The 23,089-nt window shown below is 25.3% G+C and carries 23 protein-coding genes and 1 rRNA gene; 9 read left to right on the forward strand and 15 right to left on the reverse strand.

Features of this window, described 5'->3' with window-relative positions:
- Positions 1–33: 33 nt before the first annotated feature.
- The 5 genes from FOY43_RS02930 to FOY43_RS02950 all read right to left on the reverse strand — a co-directional run bounded on the left by FOY43_RS02930 (position 34) and on the right by FOY43_RS02950 (position 5,284).
- Complete coding sequence (locus FOY43_RS02930) at positions 34–1,941, reverse strand: M13 family metallopeptidase (RefSeq protein WP_146309045.1); 1,908 nt, start codon at positions 1,939–1,941, stop codon at positions 34–36.
- Between the two features lie 9 nt (positions 1,942–1,950).
- Positions 1,951–2,631, reverse strand: a complete 681-nt coding sequence (rsmG, locus tag FOY43_RS02935) for a 16S rRNA (guanine(527)-N(7))-methyltransferase RsmG (protein WP_146309046.1) — start codon at positions 2,629–2,631, stop codon at positions 1,951–1,953.
- Positions 2,631–3,605, reverse strand: coding sequence for a ribose-phosphate pyrophosphokinase (locus FOY43_RS02940; RefSeq protein ID WP_146309047.1), 975 nt, complete (start codon positions 3,603–3,605; stop codon positions 2,631–2,633). Before FOY43_RS02940 ends, rsmG begins: the two co-directional genes overlap by 1 nt.
- A gap of 102 nt (positions 3,606–3,707) precedes the next feature.
- Positions 3,708–4,484: a 16S rRNA (adenine(1518)-N(6)/adenine(1519)-N(6))-dimethyltransferase RsmA gene (gene rsmA / locus FOY43_RS02945; protein ID WP_146309048.1), complete on the reverse strand. Its 777-nt coding sequence runs from the start codon at positions 4,482–4,484 to the stop codon at positions 3,708–3,710.
- A complete protein-coding gene (locus FOY43_RS02950; protein WP_146309049.1) occupies positions 4,484–5,284 on the reverse strand; it encodes a TatD family hydrolase in 801 nt (266 codons plus the stop codon). Before FOY43_RS02950 ends, rsmA begins: the two co-directional genes overlap by 1 nt.
- A gap of 89 nt (positions 5,285–5,373) precedes the next feature.
- Here FOY43_RS02950 and FOY43_RS02955 point away from each other — a divergent pair, with 89 nt between their 5' ends.
- Positions 5,374–7,278, forward strand: a complete 1,905-nt coding sequence (locus FOY43_RS02955; RefSeq protein WP_146309050.1) for a M13 family metallopeptidase — start codon at positions 5,374–5,376, stop codon at positions 7,276–7,278.
- Between the two features lie 52 nt (positions 7,279–7,330).
- Here FOY43_RS02955 and FOY43_RS02960 read toward each other — a convergent pair whose 3' ends face one another.
- Positions 7,331–9,532 (reverse strand): AAA family ATPase, encoded by a 2,202-nt coding sequence (locus FOY43_RS02960; RefSeq protein ID WP_146309051.1) that lies wholly within the window; start codon positions 9,530–9,532, stop codon positions 7,331–7,333.
- A gap of 65 nt (positions 9,533–9,597) precedes the next feature.
- Between FOY43_RS02960 and FOY43_RS02965 the strand changes: the two genes are divergently transcribed.
- Positions 9,598–10,578, forward strand: a complete 981-nt coding sequence (locus FOY43_RS02965) for an aspartate--ammonia ligase (RefSeq protein ID WP_146309052.1) — start codon at positions 9,598–9,600, stop codon at positions 10,576–10,578.
- Positions 10,579–10,642: 64 nt separating this feature from the next.
- Here FOY43_RS02965 and FOY43_RS02970 read toward each other — a convergent pair whose 3' ends face one another.
- The 3 genes from FOY43_RS02970 to FOY43_RS02980 form a co-directional block, all read right to left on the reverse strand.
- On the reverse strand, positions 10,643–10,855 hold the full coding sequence (locus FOY43_RS02970) for an RNA-binding S4 domain-containing protein (RefSeq protein WP_146309053.1): 213 nt from the start codon (positions 10,853–10,855) through the stop codon (positions 10,643–10,645).
- Between the two features lie 8 nt (positions 10,856–10,863).
- Positions 10,864–11,970 (reverse strand): DNA polymerase III subunit beta, encoded by a 1,107-nt coding sequence (gene dnaN / locus FOY43_RS02975; RefSeq protein ID WP_146309054.1) that lies wholly within the window; start codon positions 11,968–11,970, stop codon positions 10,864–10,866.
- Positions 11,971–12,098: 128 nt separating this feature from the next.
- Positions 12,099–13,505, reverse strand: a complete 1,407-nt coding sequence (locus FOY43_RS02980; RefSeq protein WP_146309055.1) for a helix-turn-helix domain-containing protein — start codon at positions 13,503–13,505, stop codon at positions 12,099–12,101.
- A gap of 231 nt (positions 13,506–13,736) precedes the next feature.
- Here FOY43_RS02980 and mnmE point away from each other — a divergent pair, with 231 nt between their 5' ends.
- The 3 genes from mnmE to FOY43_RS02995 all read left to right on the forward strand — a co-directional run bounded on the left by mnmE (position 13,737) and on the right by FOY43_RS02995 (position 16,372).
- Positions 13,737–15,125: a tRNA uridine-5-carboxymethylaminomethyl(34) synthesis GTPase MnmE gene (gene mnmE / locus FOY43_RS02985; protein WP_146309056.1), complete on the forward strand. Its 1,389-nt coding sequence runs from the start codon at positions 13,737–13,739 to the stop codon at positions 15,123–15,125.
- Positions 15,126–15,136: 11 nt separating this feature from the next.
- A complete protein-coding gene (locus tag FOY43_RS02990; RefSeq protein ID WP_146309057.1) occupies positions 15,137–15,544 on the forward strand; it encodes a ferritin-like domain-containing protein in 408 nt (135 codons plus the stop codon).
- Between the two features lie 72 nt (positions 15,545–15,616).
- Positions 15,617–16,372: a class I SAM-dependent methyltransferase gene (locus FOY43_RS02995; RefSeq protein WP_146309058.1), complete on the forward strand. Its 756-nt coding sequence runs from the start codon at positions 15,617–15,619 to the stop codon at positions 16,370–16,372.
- Positions 16,373–16,387: 15 nt separating this feature from the next.
- On the opposite strand, the gene FOY43_RS03000 is transcribed toward FOY43_RS02995, so the two are convergent.
- The 4 genes from FOY43_RS03000 to FOY43_RS03015 are packed head-to-tail and all read right to left on the reverse strand — an operon-like array spanning position 16,388 to position 18,196.
- Entirely contained in the window at positions 16,388–16,714 is a 327-nt protein-coding gene (locus FOY43_RS03000) for a hypothetical protein (protein WP_146309059.1), read from the reverse strand.
- A complete protein-coding gene (locus FOY43_RS03005) occupies positions 16,708–17,604 on the reverse strand; it encodes a UTP--glucose-1-phosphate uridylyltransferase (RefSeq protein WP_146309060.1) in 897 nt (298 codons plus the stop codon). The genes FOY43_RS03000 and FOY43_RS03005 overlap by 7 nt, the downstream gene beginning before the upstream one ends.
- A 53-nt stretch (positions 17,605–17,657) precedes the next feature.
- Positions 17,658–17,969, reverse strand: a complete 312-nt coding sequence (locus tag FOY43_RS03010; RefSeq protein WP_146309061.1) for a hypothetical protein — start codon at positions 17,967–17,969, stop codon at positions 17,658–17,660.
- Positions 17,970–18,001: 32 nt separating this feature from the next.
- Positions 18,002–18,196, reverse strand: a complete 195-nt coding sequence (locus FOY43_RS03015; RefSeq protein ID WP_146309062.1) for a helix-turn-helix domain-containing protein — start codon at positions 18,194–18,196, stop codon at positions 18,002–18,004.
- Between the two features lie 131 nt (positions 18,197–18,327).
- Between FOY43_RS03015 and serS the strand changes: the two genes are divergently transcribed.
- The 4 genes from serS (at position 18,328) to yidC (ending at position 22,242) form a co-directional block, all read left to right on the forward strand.
- A complete protein-coding gene (gene serS, locus FOY43_RS03020) occupies positions 18,328–19,596 on the forward strand; it encodes a serine--tRNA ligase (protein WP_146309063.1) in 1,269 nt (422 codons plus the stop codon).
- Between the two features lie 175 nt (positions 19,597–19,771).
- Positions 19,772–19,918 carry a 50S ribosomal protein L34 gene (gene rpmH, locus FOY43_RS03025; RefSeq protein ID WP_146309064.1) on the forward strand — a complete coding sequence of 49 codons (147 nt, stop codon included), beginning with the start codon at positions 19,772–19,774 and terminating at the stop codon, positions 19,916–19,918.
- Positions 19,919–19,928: 10 nt separating this feature from the next.
- The gene (gene rnpA, locus FOY43_RS03030) at positions 19,929–20,261 is read left to right on the forward strand and encodes a ribonuclease P protein component (RefSeq protein WP_146309065.1); all 333 of its coding nucleotides are present in this window, start codon (positions 19,929–19,931) and stop codon (positions 20,259–20,261) included.
- On the forward strand, positions 20,248–22,242 hold the full coding sequence (gene yidC, locus FOY43_RS03035) for a membrane protein insertase YidC (protein ID WP_146309066.1): 1,995 nt from the start codon (positions 20,248–20,250) through the stop codon (positions 22,240–22,242). The genes rnpA and yidC overlap by 14 nt, the downstream gene beginning before the upstream one ends.
- Before the next feature lie 120 nt (positions 22,243–22,362).
- Here the strand turns inward: yidC and rrf are convergent.
- A 5S ribosomal RNA gene (rrf, locus tag FOY43_RS03040) occupies positions 22,363–22,468 on the reverse strand.
- 39 nt (positions 22,469–22,507) lie between these two features.
- Entirely contained in the window at positions 22,508–23,059 is a 552-nt protein-coding gene (locus tag FOY43_RS03045) for a hypothetical protein (protein WP_146309067.1), read from the reverse strand.
- Positions 23,060–23,089 lie beyond the last annotated feature (30 nt).

A 23,089-nucleotide genomic window follows, 5' to 3' on the forward strand; every position in this document is an offset into this window, starting at 1 on the left:
TATATGGATTTTTCATAAAATACGTCATTTACATTATCAAATTTCAAAAATTTCTTCTTTTTTAGAAAATAATTCATCGCCTTCTTCCAGATTGTAAAATTCTTGGAATTCCTTGATGTTTTTTAGTTGTAGATTAACTCTTTCTTTAGCGGGCGAGTGAACATCTGTTAATAATCTTCTAATTGAATGTTCTTTATTTGCATAACCTCTCTCGCAATATGCGTAATTTTTGAAGAAATCATCAAGATTGAAATCTTTTTCACTTGAACCAGCAATTAAGGCCGAAATAATTCCTCCATTATCAGCTATATTTTCAGAAACTGTAAGTTTTCCATTAACTTTTCCAAATTCAGTTTCATAATTATCAAATAGTTCGATCATTTTTTTCGTTTTGGTTTTAAAATTTTCATAATCTTGCTCAGTTCATCAATTATTGAAACTACCATTTTCATCAAACTGTGCACCATTATTGTCAAAGGCATGGGAAATTTCATGACCTATTGTCATACCTAAACCACCATAATTTTTACCACTTGAAGCATTATAATCATAAAATGGAGCTTGTAAATAACCGGCGGGAAAAACTATTCTATTAGAAAATGGATTGAAATAAGCATTCACTTCATACGAACCCATATGTCAAATATTTTCATCAACATTTTGATTATATTTTGAATATTCAAATCTTGTAACAACTTTATCCAAATATCTAAAATTACTTAGTAAATCTCCATTTTCTTCGAAACTTATTACATTAAACTCATTAAAATATTTTTCAATATAATCTGGATAACCAACCATCGGTTGAATTTTTTCTAGCTTTTTAATTGCCATTTTAATTGTGTCGCTTGATAATCATGTATTTTGTTTTAGTCTATTTTTGTATACATCAATTATTTTATAAACCATTTTTTTAACATCTTCTTTAGCTTCATCACTAAAGTTTTTCTTACCATAATATAAACTAAAAACTTCACCGAAGTATGATAATGTTAAATAATACGCTCACTTTTCGAGACTTTTATTTTCTTTAGCACCAGTAAGAACTTGAGTTAATTCAAAAGAAATTTTTCTAGTTTCTTCAGTTAAAAATGAACCATAGAATAAGAAATTTTTAACTAAGATAAGTGATTTAAATTTTTCAAAATTTTCTTGATTGTAGATATTTTTATAGTTATTAATATATTTTGGATTTTCAACAACAATTTGATCTGGCAATTCTTTAATTGCATATAAAATGTAATCTTTAACATTAAAATTATTAAAAATTTTAACAAAGTCATCTATTTTATAAGGATTGTAATATTTAGCTGTATCTGCCTTTTCTTCGCTTGATTTCATGAATTGAGCCGCTAATTGATCAAATTCAAAAGCTTGCGAAATTATATTTTCGATTTTTTTATCATCAAAACCATATAACTTCATTAATTTTGAAGCAACATTTTTAACAGCATTTAGTATCTTTGTTTTCTTTTCTTCATCTTCATAATATTCTTTTGAAGGTAATAAACCTCTATAATCATTTGCTCATATAGTATAAATTTTATTGTTTATAAAATCTTCAGAAATACTTAATTGTAAGGGTACGAAAGCTAAAATTTCTTCAAATTCATTGATTTTTTTATAAATTTCATCGTAATTATTGATACTTAAAATTAAATCAACTTCATTTTTTATGCTTTTTCATGCTGTTTTTTCTCTATTTTCAACATCAATAAGCATTTTGTAAAAATTAACCATTTCTTTAATTTTATATTCATTAGGAATTAATTTCTCGTCTCCAGCTCAATTCTTCATTAATTTTCTTAACTCTTCATCAATTTCAAGACTTTTTTGTGAATATGAACTAATTTCACTTCTATCGGAAGGGATTGGAGTATTTTTTAATCATTCTTGGTTTACATATGTAAAGAAATCATTCTTCAATAATTTATAACTCATATATTTCTCCTATTTTTTTATGTCTTTTCATTTATATGGGAATTCTTTTGGTGTGCTTCTTAATTTAGTTATTTCAACAATAAAGTTGTGTTTGTCAGTATTATTAATTTCTAATTTCTTAACATTAATGTTATATTTAAGTTTTTTTAAAATATCTTCAGCATTTTCTATTTCAGATGAGTAATTTTGTCCCTTTATCAAAGACATATTTCCATTTATTTTTAATAAGTGGAATGAACTCATAAGCATACTTCTAACATCAGCCACAGCTCTGGCAACTATTAAATCGAAAATATTTTTTTCTAAAACTTCTTCTGAACGAGTTCTGATAACTTTAACTCTGTCTTGGATATTAAACATTGTTATAACTTCATTCAGAAAATTAACTCTTTTTTGAATGGGTTCATAAATTGTTAGTTTATTTTTATTATTTAATAAAACAAAAGGTATTGATGGAAAACCTACCCCAGCGCCAATATCCAAAATTTCCATATTTTCTTGACTTTTACAAACTTCTTCCATGTACATAAGAGATTCATAAATACCTTCTCCCCATAGTTTGTCGTCGTAAAAACCAGTTAAATTCATTACTTTGTTCTTTTCTTCTATAAAATTAACATATTTTTCAAGTGTAGAAAAATCATAATTATTGTTTTTACAATAATTAATAACAATTTCTTTATTTGTCATTATATTTTTTTAATATTCCTTTTGAATTTTGTGTATAAATCAGAAATACTTTTTCCTTCAATTGATGATTCAATAACACCAGCTAAAAATTCACCTAAACTTACAATTTCAAGTTTTGTGTATTTTTTGGCTAATTCATAGTTATCAATTGAGTCAGTAATAATAACTTTTTCAACATTAGGATTTTGTTCAAAAGCATCAAAACCTTTCGAAAAAATTCCATGACTTGCCATAACAATAATTTTTTTAGCTCCATTTTCTTTCAAAGCGTCGACAGCTTTTAAAATTGTTCCACCTGTGTCAATAATATCATCAATAATAACTGCATTTTGATCTTCAATGTTTCCAATAAGACCCATAACCTCAGTTTGATTTACACCAGTTCTTCTTTTATCAATAATACTTATTCTTACAGTATTAGCAATTAACTCAGCAAGTCTTCTTGCTCTAACAGTTCCACCATGGTCTGGAGATACAACTGTAAATTTCTCATTTCTAGCTACCAAAGCTTTAGCCAAAGGATATTGTCCTCTTAAATCGTCGATTGGAATATCAAAAAATCCTTGAATTGAAGGGTTGTGTAAGTCAACACAAATTAATTTTGTTGCACCTGCTTTTTGTAAAAAGTCAGCAACTAATTTAGCACCAATAGGTTGTCTTCCCGCAGCTTTTCTATCTTGTCTTGCATAACCATAATAACTTAAACAAACAGTAATTGATCTAGCACTAGCTCTTTTTAATGAATCTAAAAATAAAGATAATTCCATGATGTTGTCATTAACAGGTCTAGAAGTGTTTGCAATAATGTAAACATCTTTTCCTCTTACTGTTTCATCAGCAACCATCATTATTTCACCATCAGCGTAAACTGTTTTGGTAATTCCTGTTAGAGGAATATTTAAAATTTCAGATACTTTATTTGCTAAAGTCTTAGAGTTATCAAGACCAAAAAGCATCACATCTTTCTTTTTCATTTTCTCCACCTTTTTTATAATTTTTACTTAATTATAATATAAAAAATTTTAAAGGTTTGATTTGTTGATCTTTTTTCAATAAAAAAGAATGTTTAACACATTCTAATTTTGAAACTCTGTTAAATATTGATGTAACTTTATAATTTCTTCTAGATCTAGTTGTTGAATTCTAACATTTTCATCAATGTTTAATTTTTCATATGCTTTTTTTATTGCATTTGTTGAAAACTTATTTGTTAAAGAATAAGTTAATTTTTTTCTTCTTGCTAAAAAACAAAGTTTAAAGAATTCTTTTAATTCAGAGTAGTTTTTCATATTCTTCTTAAACTTTAATGAAATTATTGCTGAATCAACTTTTGGAGCTGGGTTAAATGAATTTGCTTTTACAATAAATTCTAATTTACAATCAGCTAAATATTGACAAGTTAGTGAAAGTTTTGAATAATCAGGTGAATTTTTTTTAGCAATAATTCTTTGAGCAACTTCTTTTTGAACCATCAAAATAGCACTATTAAAGTTTTCTACTTGATCAAAAATTTTAAAAAGTATATCGGTTGTAATGTAGTATGGAATGTTTGCAATAACATCATAATTTTTATAGTTTTGTAAATCAGCCTCAAGAAAATCCATTTGGTTAAGTGTGAAATTATCATCATGAATTTCCTTTTTTAAAATTTCAACCATGTCCGGATCAATTTCAAAACAATCTAGTTTTTTTGCTTCTTTAACAAGTATTTTTGTCAATGCACCGCGACCTGGTCCTATTTCAATAATATTTTTATTTTTTGGTTGTGAAACATCAATTATTTTTTTAATAATATTTTGATCAATTAAAAAATTTTGACCAAACTTCTTTTTAGCATAGACTTCTTTTTTCATTACTTTATATTAAACAACTCTCTTAAGTTTTTATTAACAATTGATACAAATTTATCCATACCCATTTCTAATAAACCACCTATATAATAAGATACAAATAAAACCTTGTTTGGTTCATTTTTTTCTTCAACAAATGGGTGTGGTCTTAAGTATGGACTATCAGTTTCAACTAAAATTCTATTCAATGGAACTATCTTTATTACATTTCTAGCATTCTGATTTGAAGCAAAAGTTACAGTTCCACTAAAACTAAAATATGCATCTAATTCTTTAAATTTTTCGGCTCATTCAACAGTTCCGCTAAAGGTGTGTAACATAAATTTAACTTTGTATTTTTTCATTAGATCATAAACATCTTGATAAGCTTGATCACAATCTTCTTTATCTCTAATATGGATTACAACTGGCAAATTAAATTTTTGAGCTAATTTTAATTGACCTTCCATGCTTTTGATTTGATTTTCACGACTTGGACCATCTTCATAATAATAATCCAAACCGATTTCACCAATAGCTTTAATAGAATCATTAATTAATGGTTCAACTCTTAAATAATCATTCTCATCATTTCCATCTTCAGGATGAATACCGATGGCCGGTACTAAAATATTTAACTGTTTATATCTTTCAATCAATTTTAATATCTGTAAATTTTCTTTTTCATGTCCACCATTAACAACTAAAAATTCAATATTATTTGATATCGCTTGTTCAATAATCATATCGATGTGTTCTGATAAATATGAACTATTTGTTAAGTGACAATGCGCATCTACAAATTTACTTCTTTTTTTACTCATGTGTTTATTATAATAAAAAAATATTTTTATGTAATTTATTGCTTATTTAATTTAAAATATAAATGTTATAACTTATATTAAGGAGAAAAATGAATAAAAATAGTTTAAAAAATGATTTTTTTAATCATATAAATCACGAATGACTTGAAAAAACACAAATTCCTTCAGATAGACCTTCAATTTCAGGTTTTGGAGAATTAGATTTAGCCATCGAAAAATTAATTATTGATTTAACGTTAGGTTTTGCTGATGGTTCAAAAGAAATGCCTGATAACAAATACATTAAAGAATATATAAAATTATTTAGAAAATTTTACAACGTTGATCAAAGAGCACAAGATTCATATAAACCAGCACATAAAATTTTATCTAAAATCGAAGAATTAGAATCGTTTGATGAATTAAATGAAAAATTCATTGAGTTTCAAAGAGATTTCACTTACTTACCTGTTGATTTTGGTGTTGCTGAAGACATGAAAAACAGTAAAATGAATGTCTTGTGAGCTGAAACTCCTGGACTAATTCTTCCGGATAAAACTGATTATGAAGATGTCGAAAATAGGGATAAAAAATTAAATGCATGAAAATCAATGGTTAAAAAATTGTTGATTAAATATGGAAAAACTGAAGAAGAAAGCGAAAAACTTTTAGACGATGCAATTAAATTTGATTCATTATTAGTTGAATCTTCAAAAAACAGTGTTGAGATGGCACAGTACACAAAACTTTATAACCCATTAAATCAAGAAGAAATCAAAAAATACTTTATTGGTTTTGATTTAATTAACCATGCTTCTGTATTAGTTGAAAACAAACCTATTAATAAGGTAATTTTCCCTAATGAAAAAATTTTTCCGGTATTTAAAAATATTTTTAACGAAAATAACTTTAAAATCTATAAATCAGCTTTATTTGTCTTTAACTTATTAAAAGTTGCGCCATTTTTAAATGAAGAATCAAGAATTATTTCTGGGGAATTTAGTAGATTTTTAAGTGGAACAAAAGAAGCAAAATCATTACTTAAATATTCTGTAAATTCAGCGCTAGCATATTATTCAATTCCTTTTGGTATTTACTACGCCAAAACATATTTTGGTGAAGAAAATAAAAAGGAAGTAGAAAAAATGATCGAAGAAATGATTCAAGTTTATAAAGAAAGACTTGAATCAAATAGCTGACTTGAAAGAAAAACAATTGAAAAAGCTTTAGAAAAATTAAGCAAAATTGAATATATGGTTGCTTATCCCGAAGAACTTCAACCTGTTTATGATCATTTATTTATCAATGAAAGCAAATCTCTTGTCGAAAATATTTTTGAATTAAATGCAGTTAGAAATAAATTCTCATTTAAAAAATATTTAGAAGAAACAAATCCAAAATATTGAAGCATGTCACCTGCAACTGTTAACGCATATTACAATCCAATGAAGAACCATATTGTTTTCCCATCTGCTATTCTTTCATACCCATTCTACTCACCAAAAAATAGTTCAGCTGCTAACTTCGGTGGAATTGGTGCTGTTATAGCTCATGAAATATCTCATGCTTTTGACAATAATGGTTCACAATTCGATTCAGATGGTAATTTAAATAATTGATGAACAGAAAACGATTTAGCAAAATTCAATAAAAAAATTGAACATATTATTAGATTATTTGATGGAAGAGAAGTTATTAGTGAACAAAAATGTAATGGTACTTTAACAGCATCAGAAAATATTGCTGACTGTGGTGGTTTCCAATGTGCTTATGAAGCCGCAAGCAGAAGAAGTGATTTTAATAGAAGAGATTTCTTTGAATCATGAGCAAGAATTTGAAGATTTAAATCAAGCGACGAATACATTAAACTTCTTTTAAGTGTGGACGTTCACGCTCCAGCTAAATTAAGAGCTAATGTTCATTTAATGAATTCAGCAGAATTCCAAGAAGAATTTGATATTACAGAAAATGACAAAATGTATCTTCCTAAAGAAGAAATGTTAGAAATTTGATAATTAAAGTGCGTTATTGCACTTTTTTAATATAAAAATGCAAAATTAATTGCATTTATCTTATTCTAAAACCTTTTATTAAAAGGTTTTTCATCTTTGTATTAACTTTCATTTCTTTTTCTCTTTGTTCTACAACTTTATTAATGTAATAATTATAATTACCAATAATAATTAAATTTTTACGAGCTCTTGAAACAGCTGTATAAATTAGTTTTTTATTTAACATAAAATCATAAACAGGATTAAATGGGAAAATTACACATTCAGATTCACTACCTTGGAATTTATGAATAGTTATAGCATAAGCAAGATTAATTTGCGATTTAAAAACACTTTCATTATATGTGACTTTTTTAACTTCACCATCTAATGAATTAAATTCAACGGTAATTTTCTTTCCGTATTTCGAATCTTCACCATTTTTTTTAGTTCCATTTTCTACTTTAGTTATATATCCTATATCACCGTTAAAAACGTTATCTTCATATCTATTTTCAGTCTGGATTACTTTATCACCAATTCTAAATTCTATTTTCGTTTGAAGACTTGTTGTTTGAGTCACAACCTTGCCTTTAGGATTTAATTTAGCTTGAATTAAATTATTTATTTCATTAATCCCAAATTCTGTTTTATATGTTGGTATTAAAATAACAACATCTTCTATCGAAAATTCTTTTACTTTTTTAACATACTGTTCGACAACTTTTTGATTAAATTCTTCACTATCAGCTTCTATTATTTTTACAACTTCTTGATCAAATAATGGGTTTTTGTTTGAATTAATAATTGTATTAAAATGTTCAGGAATTTCTTTATATTCACTTCTATGATTAAGATTCAAAAAACAAGTTGTTATTACTTTAGAGTCAATAAAATCCTTTAATAAATTACCACAAGAAATTGATGGAAGTTGATTTATATCACCAATTAAAATAATCTTCTTTAAATTTTTTGAGTTATATAACAATTTATAAAATATTTTTTGATTTACCATCGAGAATTCATCAATGATTAAAATTTCTTTTTGATTTAAATCATTGATATTTGCTGAAATATCGGCGTCATCTTCATCAATTTTCAAGTAACTATGAATTGTTTTGCACTTAACCTTAGCTTTTAAACTGACATTTGATGCAGCTCTACCTGTTGGAGCTAAAACAACAACTTTATTTTCGTCTGTTAATTTATTATGTTTTAAATTCTCTATAATTTTTGCAATTAAAAATGTTTTTCCTGTTCCTGGTGCACCAGAAATAATGGTTATGTTACTATCTCATACATTTGCAAAAGCTTTCTTTTGAGATTCATCTAATTCATTTAAATATAGATTGTTAACTTCGATTTTTAATAATTCTGAACTATTTATTTTACTTATTATTTCGCTAATAGATTCTTCTTCTTCTTTAGTTGAAGTTAAAGAAATATAAATTTTAGATTCAATTTCTTCTATTAAAAAATATTTTTTGTTTATTCCATAATCTATCGCATCATTAAAAACCGGAATATCAAATGAAGCATAATTTTTACTTCTTTTATAAATTCTTTCTAATTCGTAAAAAGTATCATTATTTCTTTGTTGTTCATAAATTATCAACGAATAAATGTAAGCACAAACTCTTTCTAAATCAAGATTAATCAATTCATCAGAACTTTTAATTTCTAAAAGTTTAACTAATTCGTCTAATTTCACGATAGGGATTGGATAATCGTAAACTAATTTATATGGATTTATTTTTACAAATTCATTTTTTAATATAGCATTTGGGTTATGAAAGATTTTTTCTTTAATGTAATCTGTAATTGCGTTTAATCCATTTTCTTCAAATAATTTTTCTTCATTCAATAATTCTGAATTCGATTTTAGTAACTCATAAATTCCTGAAAAATTATTTCTTAAATCGGTAATTAATGCGGGATTTTCTTCTTGAAATAAGGTTAATAATTTTTCCGCATAAGTGTCTTTTAAATATTTAATTGTTATTTTATTTACATTATTATCTGCTAAAAAATTATAAATTTCGTAAGAATCATTTAAAATTTTTTCAAATTTAATAAGGGTATATCTACCATCGTATTTTTGGTTTTTTTCAACTCAAATGGAATATGTTTTATTAAGCTCTGGGATGTTTTTTGTACAATAAATTGTATAGTTGTCAGCTACTTTTCCATCTTTAAAAGATTTAAAAGTTAAAAGAGCATAATTTCCACCTTCATGCTTAATTATATACTTGATAAATTTACCTATTAAATTAATCATAATTTTTTATTTTAAACTATTTTGTAAATAAAGTTATTATTTTCAATTTTTAGTAAAATTTAGTTATGTATAAATCAAAATTGGATATTAAAAACACACAAAAAGCTATTGAATTACTAAAATTTACTTTTACTAAAGAATTACATAAAAACCTTAATTTAACAAGGGTTTCAGCACCTTTATTTGTTTTTTCTAATAGTAAAATAAATGATGGTTTAAATGGTGAAAAACCAGTAATTTTCAAGGCTAAAACAATTGATCAAGATATTGAAATAGTTCATTCGTTGGCTAAATGAAAAAGAATGGCGTTAAATAAATATAAATTCGATGTTTATGAAGGTATTTGAACAGATATGAATGCAATTCGAAGGGAAGAAGACTTAGATAATAAACATTCTCTTTATGTAGACCAATGAGATTGAGAAATGATAATAAAAGAATCTGATAGAAATCTCGAATTCTTATTTAATGTTGTTAAAAAAATTTACAAATCAATTTTACACACTGAAAGAAAACTTAACATCGAATACATCGAATTAAAAGAAAAATTACCTAAAAGTATTAAATTTATTTCAAGTTTTGAACTTTATAATTTGTATCCTAATTTAACTCCAGAACAAAGAGAAAAAGAAATAGTTAAATTATATGGTGCTGTTTTTGTTTATGGCATTGGTGATAAATTAGGAGATGGTTTAGAGCATTCAAAAAGAGCTTTTGATTATGATGATTGAAATTTAAATGGAGATCTGTTATTTTATGACAAAATTAATGATGACTGTATAGAGATCAGTTCAATGGGTATAAGAGTAGATAAAAATTCATTATTAAAACAAAAAGAAAAATTAAATAAATCAGATGATTTCATAAAAGAATATCACTATATGATTTTAGAAAATAAATTGCCTTTTACAATCGGTGGAGGAATCGGTCAAAGTCGTTTATCTATGTTTTTACTTGAAAAAAAACATATCGCCGAAGTTCAAGTTTCACTTTGAGATGAAAATAATGTTAAATACTTTAATAATAATGGAATTGAAATATTATAAATTTTCAAAATATATCACAGAATCTTCTCTCTGTGATTTTTTTAAAAAATAAAAATAGCTTCCGCTATTCTTCACTTTCTATTTTGAATAATGAATCATTTACTCAAACAATATCACCTGGTTTAATTTTAGAACTACGTCCTTTTGCTTCATTACCATTAATGATAACTTTATTTACTTTAAGAAAATTTTTAGATTCTCCGCCTGTACTAGTTTCTTGAATTTTTTTGAGAAATTGACTTACTTTGATCGAATCACCATAAATTTTTACTGTCATAAGTCTCCTTAATATCTTCTTAAAGGTGTAATTACTTGTTTATTATTTTCATTAGATTTACTTACAATTAACATTATATTACCATTTTTATTAATACATAAATTTATTTCGTCATTTTCAAAAGCAGTTAATGCATCTTTAATAAAAACATAATTAAAATCTATATCTATAGGATCTCCAATTAATTCAAACTCAGTTGTAGAACCAGTCGATTGACCAATATCACTTAAATTAGTTGAGAGAGTTAATAAATCTTTGTTGATTTTGAATTCAACTCTATTATATTTTTCTTGTTGTATGAAAACAACTTTATTTAATAAATCAAGTAAATCAGATTTTTTAATACTAATTTTTCTACTAAATTCAGTCGGAATAATTCCTTCGAATGATACAAAAGGAACATCAACGATTGAAGATTGAATTATAGTATTTTCATATACTATTCCTACTTTTGATTCATCTAAAAACATAATTACATTCTTTGGTGCTTCTTTTGTTATCATGTTCCTAATGTTTTTACTCTCAATTGAAAAATTAACATTAATATGTTTGTTTATTTTAATTGTTTCAGTTGAAAGTCTAAATGTATCTGTTGCAACCAACCTTAAAATATCATTTTTACTTGAGAAATTGATGCATTTTAATATTAAACTTTTTCCGCTTGTTTCACTTGAAGCAGAAAACGAAACATTTTTTATAGCTTTCTCTAATTTGCTTGTATTTATTTCAAAACTGTTTTCTGGTTTTTTGAAATCAATATTAGGAAATTCAACATCAATACAATTTAAAGTGTAAGATATTTCATTCTCCCAAATTTTAATTATTTTTCCATTTGATTCTATTGAAATTTCATTATTTAACTTTTTAATAATATTTTTAAAATACTGATTATTAATTAATATAGTTCCAGGAACTTCTACTTTTATATTAATTTCGTCTACTTTTAGTATTTTTTTAGTTGACATTAAGCCGTTAGATGCAACAAAAGTTATTTTATCGAAAGAAACATCGATTTTTACACAACGGAAAGGCATAAAAACATTAATTGGATCTACATATCTACTTACAAATTCTATTGTTTGGTCTAAAATATTTTTTTTGATTGTGAATTTCATTTCAATCTCCTAAATATATAATTAATATATAATCGTTATTTTGTTGATAAATAATAAAAACAATAATTTTGATATTTTTTTTATCTAAAAATACTGTTTTTTATGAAAATTACTTGTTGATAAATTCGTTATTTAATTTTGTATAGTTCGTTATTTAAGTAGTTATAAGCCATTTTAAAAGTATTTGAATTTTCTTCATCTTTCTTTTTAAGAGCGTTTGTGACTGTTGAATGATCCCTAGCAAAATAAGAACCAATTTCCTCAAGAGAAATTTTGAGATTATCTCTTATCAAACACATAGCAATATGCCTTGCTGTTACTATATTTTTATTGCGTTTCTTGCCAACTATCTCTTTTTTTGATATTTTGTAATACTTGCACACTTCATCAATTATTAAGTCTGGAGTTATATTCTCTTTATTTTTTATAACTTCCTTAAATATTGAAGCAACCACTGGATAAATATAATTTGAATTTAATATGTCACTCTTATAAAATTTAATTCTATTTATTGCACCCTCTAAAGATCTTATTGAAGCTTGAAAATTTTTTATAATAAATGTTCTGGTTTTTTCATCAAATTTTTCTTTATCAAATTCATTTTTTTCAAGCAAAGCATCTAAAATTGTGGTTAAGTCATGATCTGAAGGGATTTTGATCTGGCTTTGGAAACCAGAAGCTAATCTAGTAATAATCCTGTTATCAAATAAACCTTTTAATTTTTCTAATGGGTATTCACTAGCAATTATCGTAGGTTTTTCATATTGAATTCTATAGTCTATAATTTGAAAAATAAAATTTATTGTTGCTTTTTTATTACCTTCACCAAAAATTTGAAAATCATCAAAAAGAATCAAGTCACAGTCAGAATAAAAACTAATTAATTTTGAAATTTTTAATTGATTATTTTCAGCCAAATATGTTGAAATGTTACGTGTGAATTCAACCGGATTTACATAAATTGTTTTTTTCTTTTCCTTTTCAAATTCAAGTTGAACACCCTTAAGTAAATGAGTTTTTCCTAAACCTGATAAAGAGGAAATATAAATAGGATTAAATTCATTAATTCCATTTAATGTAAACATACAAGCTTTAATAGCTTCTTTATTAAAATCACTTTCAATGTAATTTGATAAAGAATATTTTTCATTAATAGTGTCATTTTTCAAATCCACTTTAATATTTTTTATAAAATCTTCTTCTTTATCTTTTTTAATTTTTTCATTTTTTAATGATATTTTTTTCTCTTTTTTGTTATTTTTGAATTCTTCTACTGTCAAAAATTTATAAACACATCCATATCCAAAAAAATCACTAACAACTTCAGTTATTATATCTTTATAATGATCATTAAAAATTTTAATCATTTCAGAATCAACAGAAAAAACTATTCCTAAAACCGAGTTGTCTAACTCAACTAGATCAAGATTATTTAGAAAAGTTTTTCAAATCATTCTATCATCAATTTTTTCTTTTGCAGAGTCAATGAATTTTTTCTTATTTGCAACAATATTTAATCCTAATTTATTATCCATTATTATTTAATTTTAAAGCAAATAATAAAAAAATAAAAAATATTGTTAATAAAGTGTTTTTATAACAATTTTTACCTAATTTATTAACATCTTATACTACTATAAAATAGTATTATTATATAGTTGTTAACAATATATTTATATATGTATATTTTTTGTTCATAACTATGTTATTAAAAGTCACAAAAATTAAAATTTATTTATAATTGTTAAATATAACAAAGGAGTAAAATGTTTGATACAATAGCTGCAATAAGTTCTGGAAATAAAGTTAATCAACCAATATCAATAATAAGAATTAGTGGTCCTGAAACAATTAATATAATGAACAAAATTTTTAAAGGAAGAATTGGCAGAGATCACGAAATAACATACGGTCACATTTTAGATAAATTTAACAATATAGTTGATGAAGTTTTAGTTATGTGATTTATAGGTAAACAAGATTCTAAAAACAATATTGTTTTTAATAATTATGTCGGCGACACTTTAGTAGAAATAAATTGTCATGGTGGAATTTTGGTAACTAATTTGATTTTAGAAATAATATTAAGTTATGGAGCTAGATTAGCCTTACCAGGGGAATTTACAAGACGAGCATTCTTGAATGGGAAAATAGATTTGGTTAAAGCTGAAGCTGTTCATGATTTAATTATGGCTAAAACAAAAAAACAAGCTAGTGCAGCTATAAAAAAATTTGATGGCAATACATCAAAATTAATTAACAATTTAATAAAAGATATTGAATATCTTATTGGTTTATGTGAAGTAAATATTGATTATCCTGAATATGATGACCTTGAAAAAGTTGATGATGAAATAATGAAAGATAAATTAGGTGAATTAATTAAAAAACTTAAAGAAATTGTTGTAATAAGTCAAAACTCAAGATTAATTTTTGATGGTGTAAAAGTGGCTATTTTAGGAAAACCTAATGTCGGTAAAAGTAGCTTATTAAATGCATTATTAAATGAAGAAAAGGCAATTGTAACTGATATTGCTGGCACAACTAGAGATATTATTGAAGAAAACATTCAATTAGATGGAATTTTATTTAAATTAATTGATACAGCCGGGTTACGCGAAACTGATGAAAAAATTGAAAGTATTGGAATTAAAAAATCACTTGAACAAATTGAACGTGCCGATTTATTGATACATGTTATGGATCCAAAACAAAAAAATGATAATTTTGATTTAATGATAAAAGAAAAAGCAAATGAATTAAATAAAATTTATATTCCTGTTGCTAATAAAAAGGATATTTCTACTAAAGAAGAAACTGAAAAAATTTTTTCAGATCTAAAAATAGATAAATTAACCTATATTTCAGCGTTAAATGAAGATATAGAAGATCTTAAAAACGAAATGATTAATTTATTTAAGGATATAGATATCGAAAATGATATAATGCTAACGAATACTAGACAATTATCTTTGGTTCAATCTGCATTTAATAGCTTAGGAGATGCCTTGAATAGTTTGAATTACAATATGACTTTTGATGTTATTATTGTTGATATTACTAAAGCTTGGGAATCATTAAAAGAGATTACCGGTGTTGCTGACAAAGAAGATTTATTAGATGCAATGTTCTCTAATTTTTGTCTAGGTAAATAAAGGAGATAAATATGAAAAATTTAAGAGTTTTACAAGCAAGTTTTGGAACTTTAGCTTTAAAAGTGAAGAATTTGCACTGAAATGTAAGTGAAGAGTTTTTTACATTACACAAACAATTAGATAAATTATATGAAGATATAAATGATTTTACAGATAGTTATGCTGAAAAATTGGTTATGTTAGATAACTTAGCCTTGGGTTCGTTTGAAGAAATGAAAGAATTATCTATAATTAAAGAAGTTAAATCAAAATGATTTAGTGCTAAAGAAGTAAAAGAAATTGTGGTTAATGATTTATCATTAATTATTGATTATGCTTTAGCTCACAGAGATGAAGAAGAAACATGTTTAATTGATCCATTGTATGATGAAACTTTAGAAAAATTATTATTCTGACGTTGAAATTTCAAAAAAGCTTAATCAGATAATAAGCCAGCTAATAGCTGGTTTTCATTTTAATTTATAGTTAAACTTCTTTGATAAAATTTAAACATGTCTAAAGATTTAAATGCATTATTTAATAATGTTTATGATACTGAAAAAGCAATTGAAATTTATGCTAATTCTTTGTCTAATGTAGGGTTATGAAACTCTGAAAGAATATTAATAGATAAATATAAAAAAGATAAAAAAGTTTTTCTAGATTTAGGAACAGGTGTCGGTAGAATTCCTTTTAATCTTAAGAATTTTGGTTTTGAAAAAATATATGCAAATGATTTAAGTAAAAAGTTTATTTTTATCGCACAATTGATAAATGAACATGAAAAAAGAGAAGAAATTGTATTTTTACACCTTGATTCTTCAGTTCTAACTTCTAAGATTGAAAAAGAATCGATTGATCTAGCGTTTTATAGTTTTAATGGAATTATGTGTATTCCTACCGAACGAAAAAGAATTAAAGTGCTAAAAGAAATTTATAAAGTTCTAAATAAAAATGGAATAGCAATTATCACTGCAACTAATCGTGATAGTGGTTCGTATATTAAAGATTTTTTTGACAAAGAATTATCTAAATGAGAATTAAATAAACAAGATAAAAATTTGGAAAAATTTGGCGATACAACTTATAACTTTGATGGTGTGGATGGATTTATTAGATATACATCCAATGAAGAAATGATTGAATTTATAACAAAAAATACAAAATTTAAAATTCTCGAATATATCACGAGAGATGAATTGACCGAAGAAGATGAAGTTGTCCAAGAATTTGGTAATAACACCACATTTTGAGTTTTAAAAAAATAAAAACCACTTAAGTGGTTAATCAATGATTTTAACATCAAAACTTGTAACTTTTTCATTAAAAAAGGAAGCAAGTTTTTTTATTTCTTCATTATTTAATTTTAAATTTTTACTATTGTGTAAGTTAATTAAACCTATATCTCATCTTAATTGATATTTATTTGATAATAAGAAATCAATTAAATCTTCCATAAATCATTCACAATATTTTTCGTTAAATTCTAAATTTCTAAAAATTCCTTCAATATTTATTTCAAAAGTTCTTTCATTAAAACTTGTTATTTTGAAATCAAACGAAAGATCTAAATCTTTAGCTGTTTTAATAATTTTTATTTCATCTAGCATTTTTTATCCTCTAAAACCTTATTAATATGATTATAAATTTCACCAGAAATTTCATTATTTTTTAATGCATAATCAATATTCGCTTTAACAAATCCAGAAATACTTCCTAAATCATAGCGTGTTCCTTGAAATTCATATGCAAATATTTTTTCATATTTCATAACTCTCTTAAAAGCATCAACAACTTGAATTTCACCATTAACACTTGGTTTAGTATTTTTTAAATAATCTAAAATTCTTGGGTTAAAAACATAACGGCCTAAAATAGCTTTATTTGAGGGAGCTTCATCTACGCGAGGTTTTTCTACAGCATCTTTTATTTCAAAGTAATTATTTTCTCTTTCGTCATTGTTTTTTGGAACCACAATACCATACTTATTTACATCCTTATTAGGAACTGATTGAACACCTAAAATATTAGCTCCATTAGTTTCATAATAAAAATCTATAAGTTGTTTTATAGCCGGCTTTTCAGAATAAATTAAGTCATCACCTAAAATAACAGCAAAAGGTTCATCATCAATATAATCATAGGCACAAGCTAAAGCGTGTCCTAAACCAAGTTGTTCTTCTTGAATAACAACTGAAATTAAAGCTTCTTTGTTTGTTTCTTTAACAATTTTTAATAACTCTTTTTTACCTTTGACCCTTAACTCATTTTGTAAGCTTTGATCGACAGAAAAGTACTTAACAATATCTTTTTTTCTAAAGCTGGTAATTAAAATAATTTCTTCAATACCGGATTGAATTGCTTCATCAACAAGATAATCAAGAGCAGGTTTATTTAAAATTGGTAATAATTCTTTTGGAGTGCTTTTGGTATAAGGTAAAAATCTAGTCCCCCACCCAGCGCAAGGGATAATAACTTTTTTAATTTTTTTAATTTCCATAAAATTATTATACTAATTTAGTAATTTTAAATAATATGAAATTATTAACACTATTAAAAAATAAAATCATGTGAAGTAAACACATGACTATGATTTTGTGTTTTAAGAATAAAATGTAACTGTTTTATGAACTCTTCATTTAATTCTTTTTCAGAATTGTTTATGCAATAATTTATAGCTTTGAAATGATTGTTTGTTTCGATAATGTCATCGACATTAAATAAATCATTACTCACAAAGGTTCTTGTTTCATATATCAAGCGTGTTTGCTCTTCATTTAACGAATTACCTTCTTTGCGATTGGAATTGTGGGTCATTAAAATCTGGAGTTTATAATAAAGTCCACCCCTTATTTTATATTCCATTTCATCTCTAAGTGTCTGTAAAACTTTATTTTTTAAATAATTCTAAAAATACCATCTTCCTTACAATTTAAAAATAAACATAATTTATTTATTACTGCTTTTGATATTTTTTCGCCTTTTGAAATTTCAGCTATAGTTCTTGATGATATTTTTAATTTTGATACTAAGTCAGATTTTTTTAAATTGTTCTTTTTTAGAATTTCTAATAAATCATGATAATCGTACATTTAACCTTTTCTTTACTTATTCTATTAAAATTAACTAAAAAAGTAAAGAAGAACAAAATATAACATCTTACAAAATTCTATTAAAAATATTTCTTAATAGTATAATTAATACTAATTGAGACGGGAGTAATATGTTAAACATTAAATTCATTTTAGAAAACGAAGAAAAAGTAAGAAATAGTCTATTAAAAAGAGGTTTTGATATAGCTGTTTTTGATGAAGCTGTTGAATTAGCTAAAGATCGTGGACAAACTATGTTTGCTAGTCAACAAAAGAAAGCTGAATTAAGTAAATTTTCTCAACAATTTTCTGAATTTAAAACTGATAAAGAAAAAATAAAGCAATTACAAGAAGAAGTTAAAAAAATTAAAGATGAACAATTAAATTTAGAAGAAAAAACTAAAAATTTAAATGATAGATTGAATGAATTATTATTAAGAATTCCTAACTTACCACTCGATGAAGTTCCTGAAGGAATTGATGAAACAACAAATGTTGTTTTAAGAACTAGAGATAAAATTGGACGTGGTTTAGTATCTGGTGTTTTACCACACTATGAGTTAGCTGAAAAATTAAAATTATTTGATTTGGAAAGAGGTGCTAAACTAAGTGGTTCAAGATTTGTTTTATATACAAATTATGGAGCTAAATTATGTCGTGCTTTAATGAATTTCATGCTTGATTTACACGAAACTAAGGGATATACAGAAATTCTTCCACCAGTTTTAGTAAAATCAGAAATGCTTTATGGTACAGGTCAATTACCAAAATTCAAGGAAGATTTATTCAGCATAAATGATTGAAACTTGTATTTGATTCCGACAGCAGAAGTTCCACTTACAAACATCCATAATAATGAAATTATTGATCTTACTAATCCAGTTAGAGTTACTGGTTTTACAGAATGTTTTAGAAGTGAATCTGGTAGTTCAGGCAAAGATACCAAAGGCATTATTAGGCAACACCAATTTAAAAAAGTCGAGCTTGTTAAAGTGACATCTGAAAAAGACGCTATAAAAGAATTTGAAATGATGCTTGAGGATGCTAAAGACGTTTTAGAAAAGCTTGAAATTCCATACAGAGAATTACTTTTATGCACTGGTGATTTAGGATTTTCATCAAGAAAAACGATTGATTTAGAATTATGATTGCCAAGTGAAATGAGATTTAGAGAAGTTTCAAGTGTAAGTTATATGGGTGATTTTCAAGCCCGTAGGGCCATGATTAGATACAGGGATGAAAACAATGAAACTCAATATGCTCACACAATGAATGGTTCTGGATTAGCCATTGACAGAATTCTTGCTGCAATTTTAGAAAACTATCAAAATCAAGATGGAAGTTTAACAATTCCAAAGGTTTTAGTTCCATATATGAACGGCTTAGAAATAATAAAATAACATTTAATGCACTAAGGTGCGTTTTTTGTTTATTTTAACCCTTTCTATAGTATAATAATTTAAATATTTAAAAGATTTTTTATTATCTTTTTTATATTTGATATTTAATTTAATAAAAATTTATTTTGTTTTATAATTTATTAGCTTATTTTAGAAATTTTTAAAGGAGATAAATATGAGTAAAAGAACTTATCAACCTAACAAACGTAAACACGCAAAAGTTCACGGTTTTAGAGCTAGAATGAAAACTGCAAATGGTAGAAAAGTTTTAGCAGCTAGAAGAGCTAAAGGTAGAAAATACTTAACTGTTTCTGACAAATAGTTAGTTCAAAATGAAAAGAAAATATCGGCTAAAGAAAAATTGAGAGTTTGAAAGTGTTATCCTTTCGAAACTACAAGTTTCTAATAAAATGGCTGTTATTCACTACGTCCCACATACTGAAGTAAAAATAGGAATTACTGTTCCTAAAAAATTCGAGAAAGCTGTTGGACGAAATTTCTATAAAAGACAAATGCGTGCCATTTTACAAAGTTTTAATATAAAAGATTTGAAATATAAAATTGTTATAATTGTAAGAAAAAATTTTATAACTGAGGAAAATTTTGAAGTTAAACAAAAAATGGTGCACAAATTATTGGAACAATTATTAAATGAAAAAAACTAAAAGTCATTTAAGATCAGAAAAGTTTAATTATTTTACCGAAGGTCAAGATCCTAAAGAAAAACGTAAGTCAAAATTAAAGAAAATATGACGTTGAACAAAGATTGTCTTATATGTTCTTATTTTTGGTCTTACCTTAACAGGGTGTGTTCAATCATTTGTAATACCTTCAAGTACAACTACAGGTAACGCAATTGAAATTTATCTTGATAAAGATAAAGTTGCACCACATGTTACAACATTAAAAGTTGATAAAGAAACAATCGCTTCAACAAGCGGTGATAGCGAAGATAAAACTACTACTAATTTAAGTTTTGAAGTTATCAAAATTGATGACTTAGTTAACAGACAAATTACAGATAAAAAAGTAATAAGTGATTTAAGAGATAAAACAAAAAACGAAAAAGGTGAATATGGAAAATATGATTCATATTCTTCTGCTATTAGTATTTACCAAAATAGTGATAAACAATATTTGGGTGAAAAACCAGAAAATTATTTATACTCAAAAAATGGAAACTATTTATTCATGAGCGACACAGCTCAAGAATATAATCCAATCAACACTTTCACAAATATTTATCTTGTAGCTCAAGCTGGAACTAAAGATAAAGATAGTAATTCGTTAAAACCAGGCGGTGCTCCAAACATTACTTTAGAGTTTGGTGATCACGGAAGAATCATTGGTATTACAGGAATTGCACAAATTTCAAATGATTTTACAAATCCTAAAGATAAATTCTCAAGAGATATTCTTCAAACTTTTTACAACGAATCTATCTCAAAATGAGATGTTACTCAATACTTAGAAGGTTTAACACCATCTGAATTCATTAAAGTTAAAATTTATGACAAAATTGTAAATGGTGAAATTCCAGAATTAACAAAAGTCCAATATGATATTTTAAATAAATATAATTCAGTTATTAGTTCATATTTATCTGCTGTTAATATTGGATACAACAGTGACCAATTAATGACCTTCACTTCTTTTGTTGTTAAAGCTGAAAATAATGAAAATGAAGATAAAGTTGAAGGAGCAACTTCAACTACTACAAATAAAGAAGAAACTAATAAACCATTAGAATTATCTATAAATAGAAGTGAATGAGAAAATAACAATAAATTCAAAACTTATGATGCTATTAAATCTACATCATTAACTTATGCTGGTGACAGAGCTCAAAAAGTTCTCACAACTTGAGGTGATTCATGAGCTCTTGGACCATTCTATGGATTATTCATTTATCCACTAGCGGCATTAATGCAAAGTATGTCAATCATTACACCTATTTGAGCTGGTTGAGGGTCAATTTGAATTATTGTTTTTGCTGTGGTTGTTACTAAAACACTTGCGTTAGCTATTTCATTTAAATCAAGATTCTCTCAATCTATCCAAGATGATTTAAGAGTTAAAAAAGCAGCTATTGAAGCTAAATATAAAGGCTTTGAAAATAATAAACAAATGAAAATACGCAAAAGTCAAGAACTTAGTGCATTATATAGCAAAAATAATATTAATCCAATGGACTCAATGGCCAATATGATTATAACAATGCCTATTTTCATTGCTATTTGAAGGGCCTTACAAATTACTCCAGAAATTAAGTCAACATTTTGATTAACAATTAATTTCGCTTCAACTTCATATCAAAAAGTATTTGAAGGTCATTGACCTTACTTAATTCTTATAGTTGTAGCAGCTGTTGTTCAAATTGTGTCACAAATTCTTCCTAGACTTCTTAATAGAAAGAAAGAAAATCAAAGATTGACAACTGATCAAAAAGCAGCAATCAAAAAATCAGAAAAGACACAAAGAATTATGATGGTTGTCTTCTTGTTCTTTACGATTGCGTTTACAGCCGGAATTCAAATTTATTGAATTGCATCTGGAATATGAGCAATTTTAGAAACAACAGGAATTCATTTATTGAAAAAAACTAAATGATATAGATTATCTTATTCTAAGAAATTTAAAAAATAATACAACAAGCTAAAAACTTGTTGTTTTTTTTAATAAATTTTATTAATTATTTATAACAATACTGAATCAGTATTGTTTCACTATTTTTATATAAACATACAACACTTTTTTAAAATAAAAAAACAGCGGCGCCCTATTTTCACCTTTCGGCTATCTTCGGCACTAAGAGGCTTAACTACTGAGTTCGGAATGGTATCAGGTGATCCCTCTTGCTATAACCACTGATAATATGATAACATGTTTTTTGATAAATCCAAATATTTTTTTATTTTTTTAGAATACTTTTTAAATAAGGAATCTTATTTCCTTCAAACTCAAAATATTCTATATTTCGCTTATTGAAGTTATCTATTATTTTTAATTCTGGTTCTTCATCATCTATTAAAATTCATATAGAACCATCCTTTTTATATATTTCATCAACTAAATGTCCAATTTCATAAAAATTATCAAAATGTTTGTTTTCAAATCTAGTCTTAAAAAGTTGTTTTACAAAACTTCTTTTAATTTTTTTAACTATCTCCCTATCGCTTTGAACTGCTAGCTGAATATAAATTCTATCATCTCCGACTTTAAAAAAAGGTAATATACTATCAGAAATAACATCTCTTCTTAGTGATAATTCACCTTTATTGTCATTTAAAAGAGAAATAAAGTCTATTCAATTCATACATATTTTTAATGGGTAAAGATTTTGTAATTCCATATTAAAGAACTTTTTTTCCAATAAAACACCAGAGAGAGAAAAATCTACATTTCTTTCATTTAAGTAATTTGAAATAGAAATAATACTTTGTATTGGATTTTTTTGATTCATACTAAAATTTTAATCTTTTATTTTTAAAAA

Source organism: Mycoplasma anserisalpingitidis, assembly GCF_007858495.1.
Taxonomy (GTDB): domain Bacteria; phylum Bacillota_I; class Bacilli_A; order Mycoplasmatales; family Metamycoplasmataceae; genus Mycoplasmopsis; species Mycoplasmopsis anserisalpingitidis_A.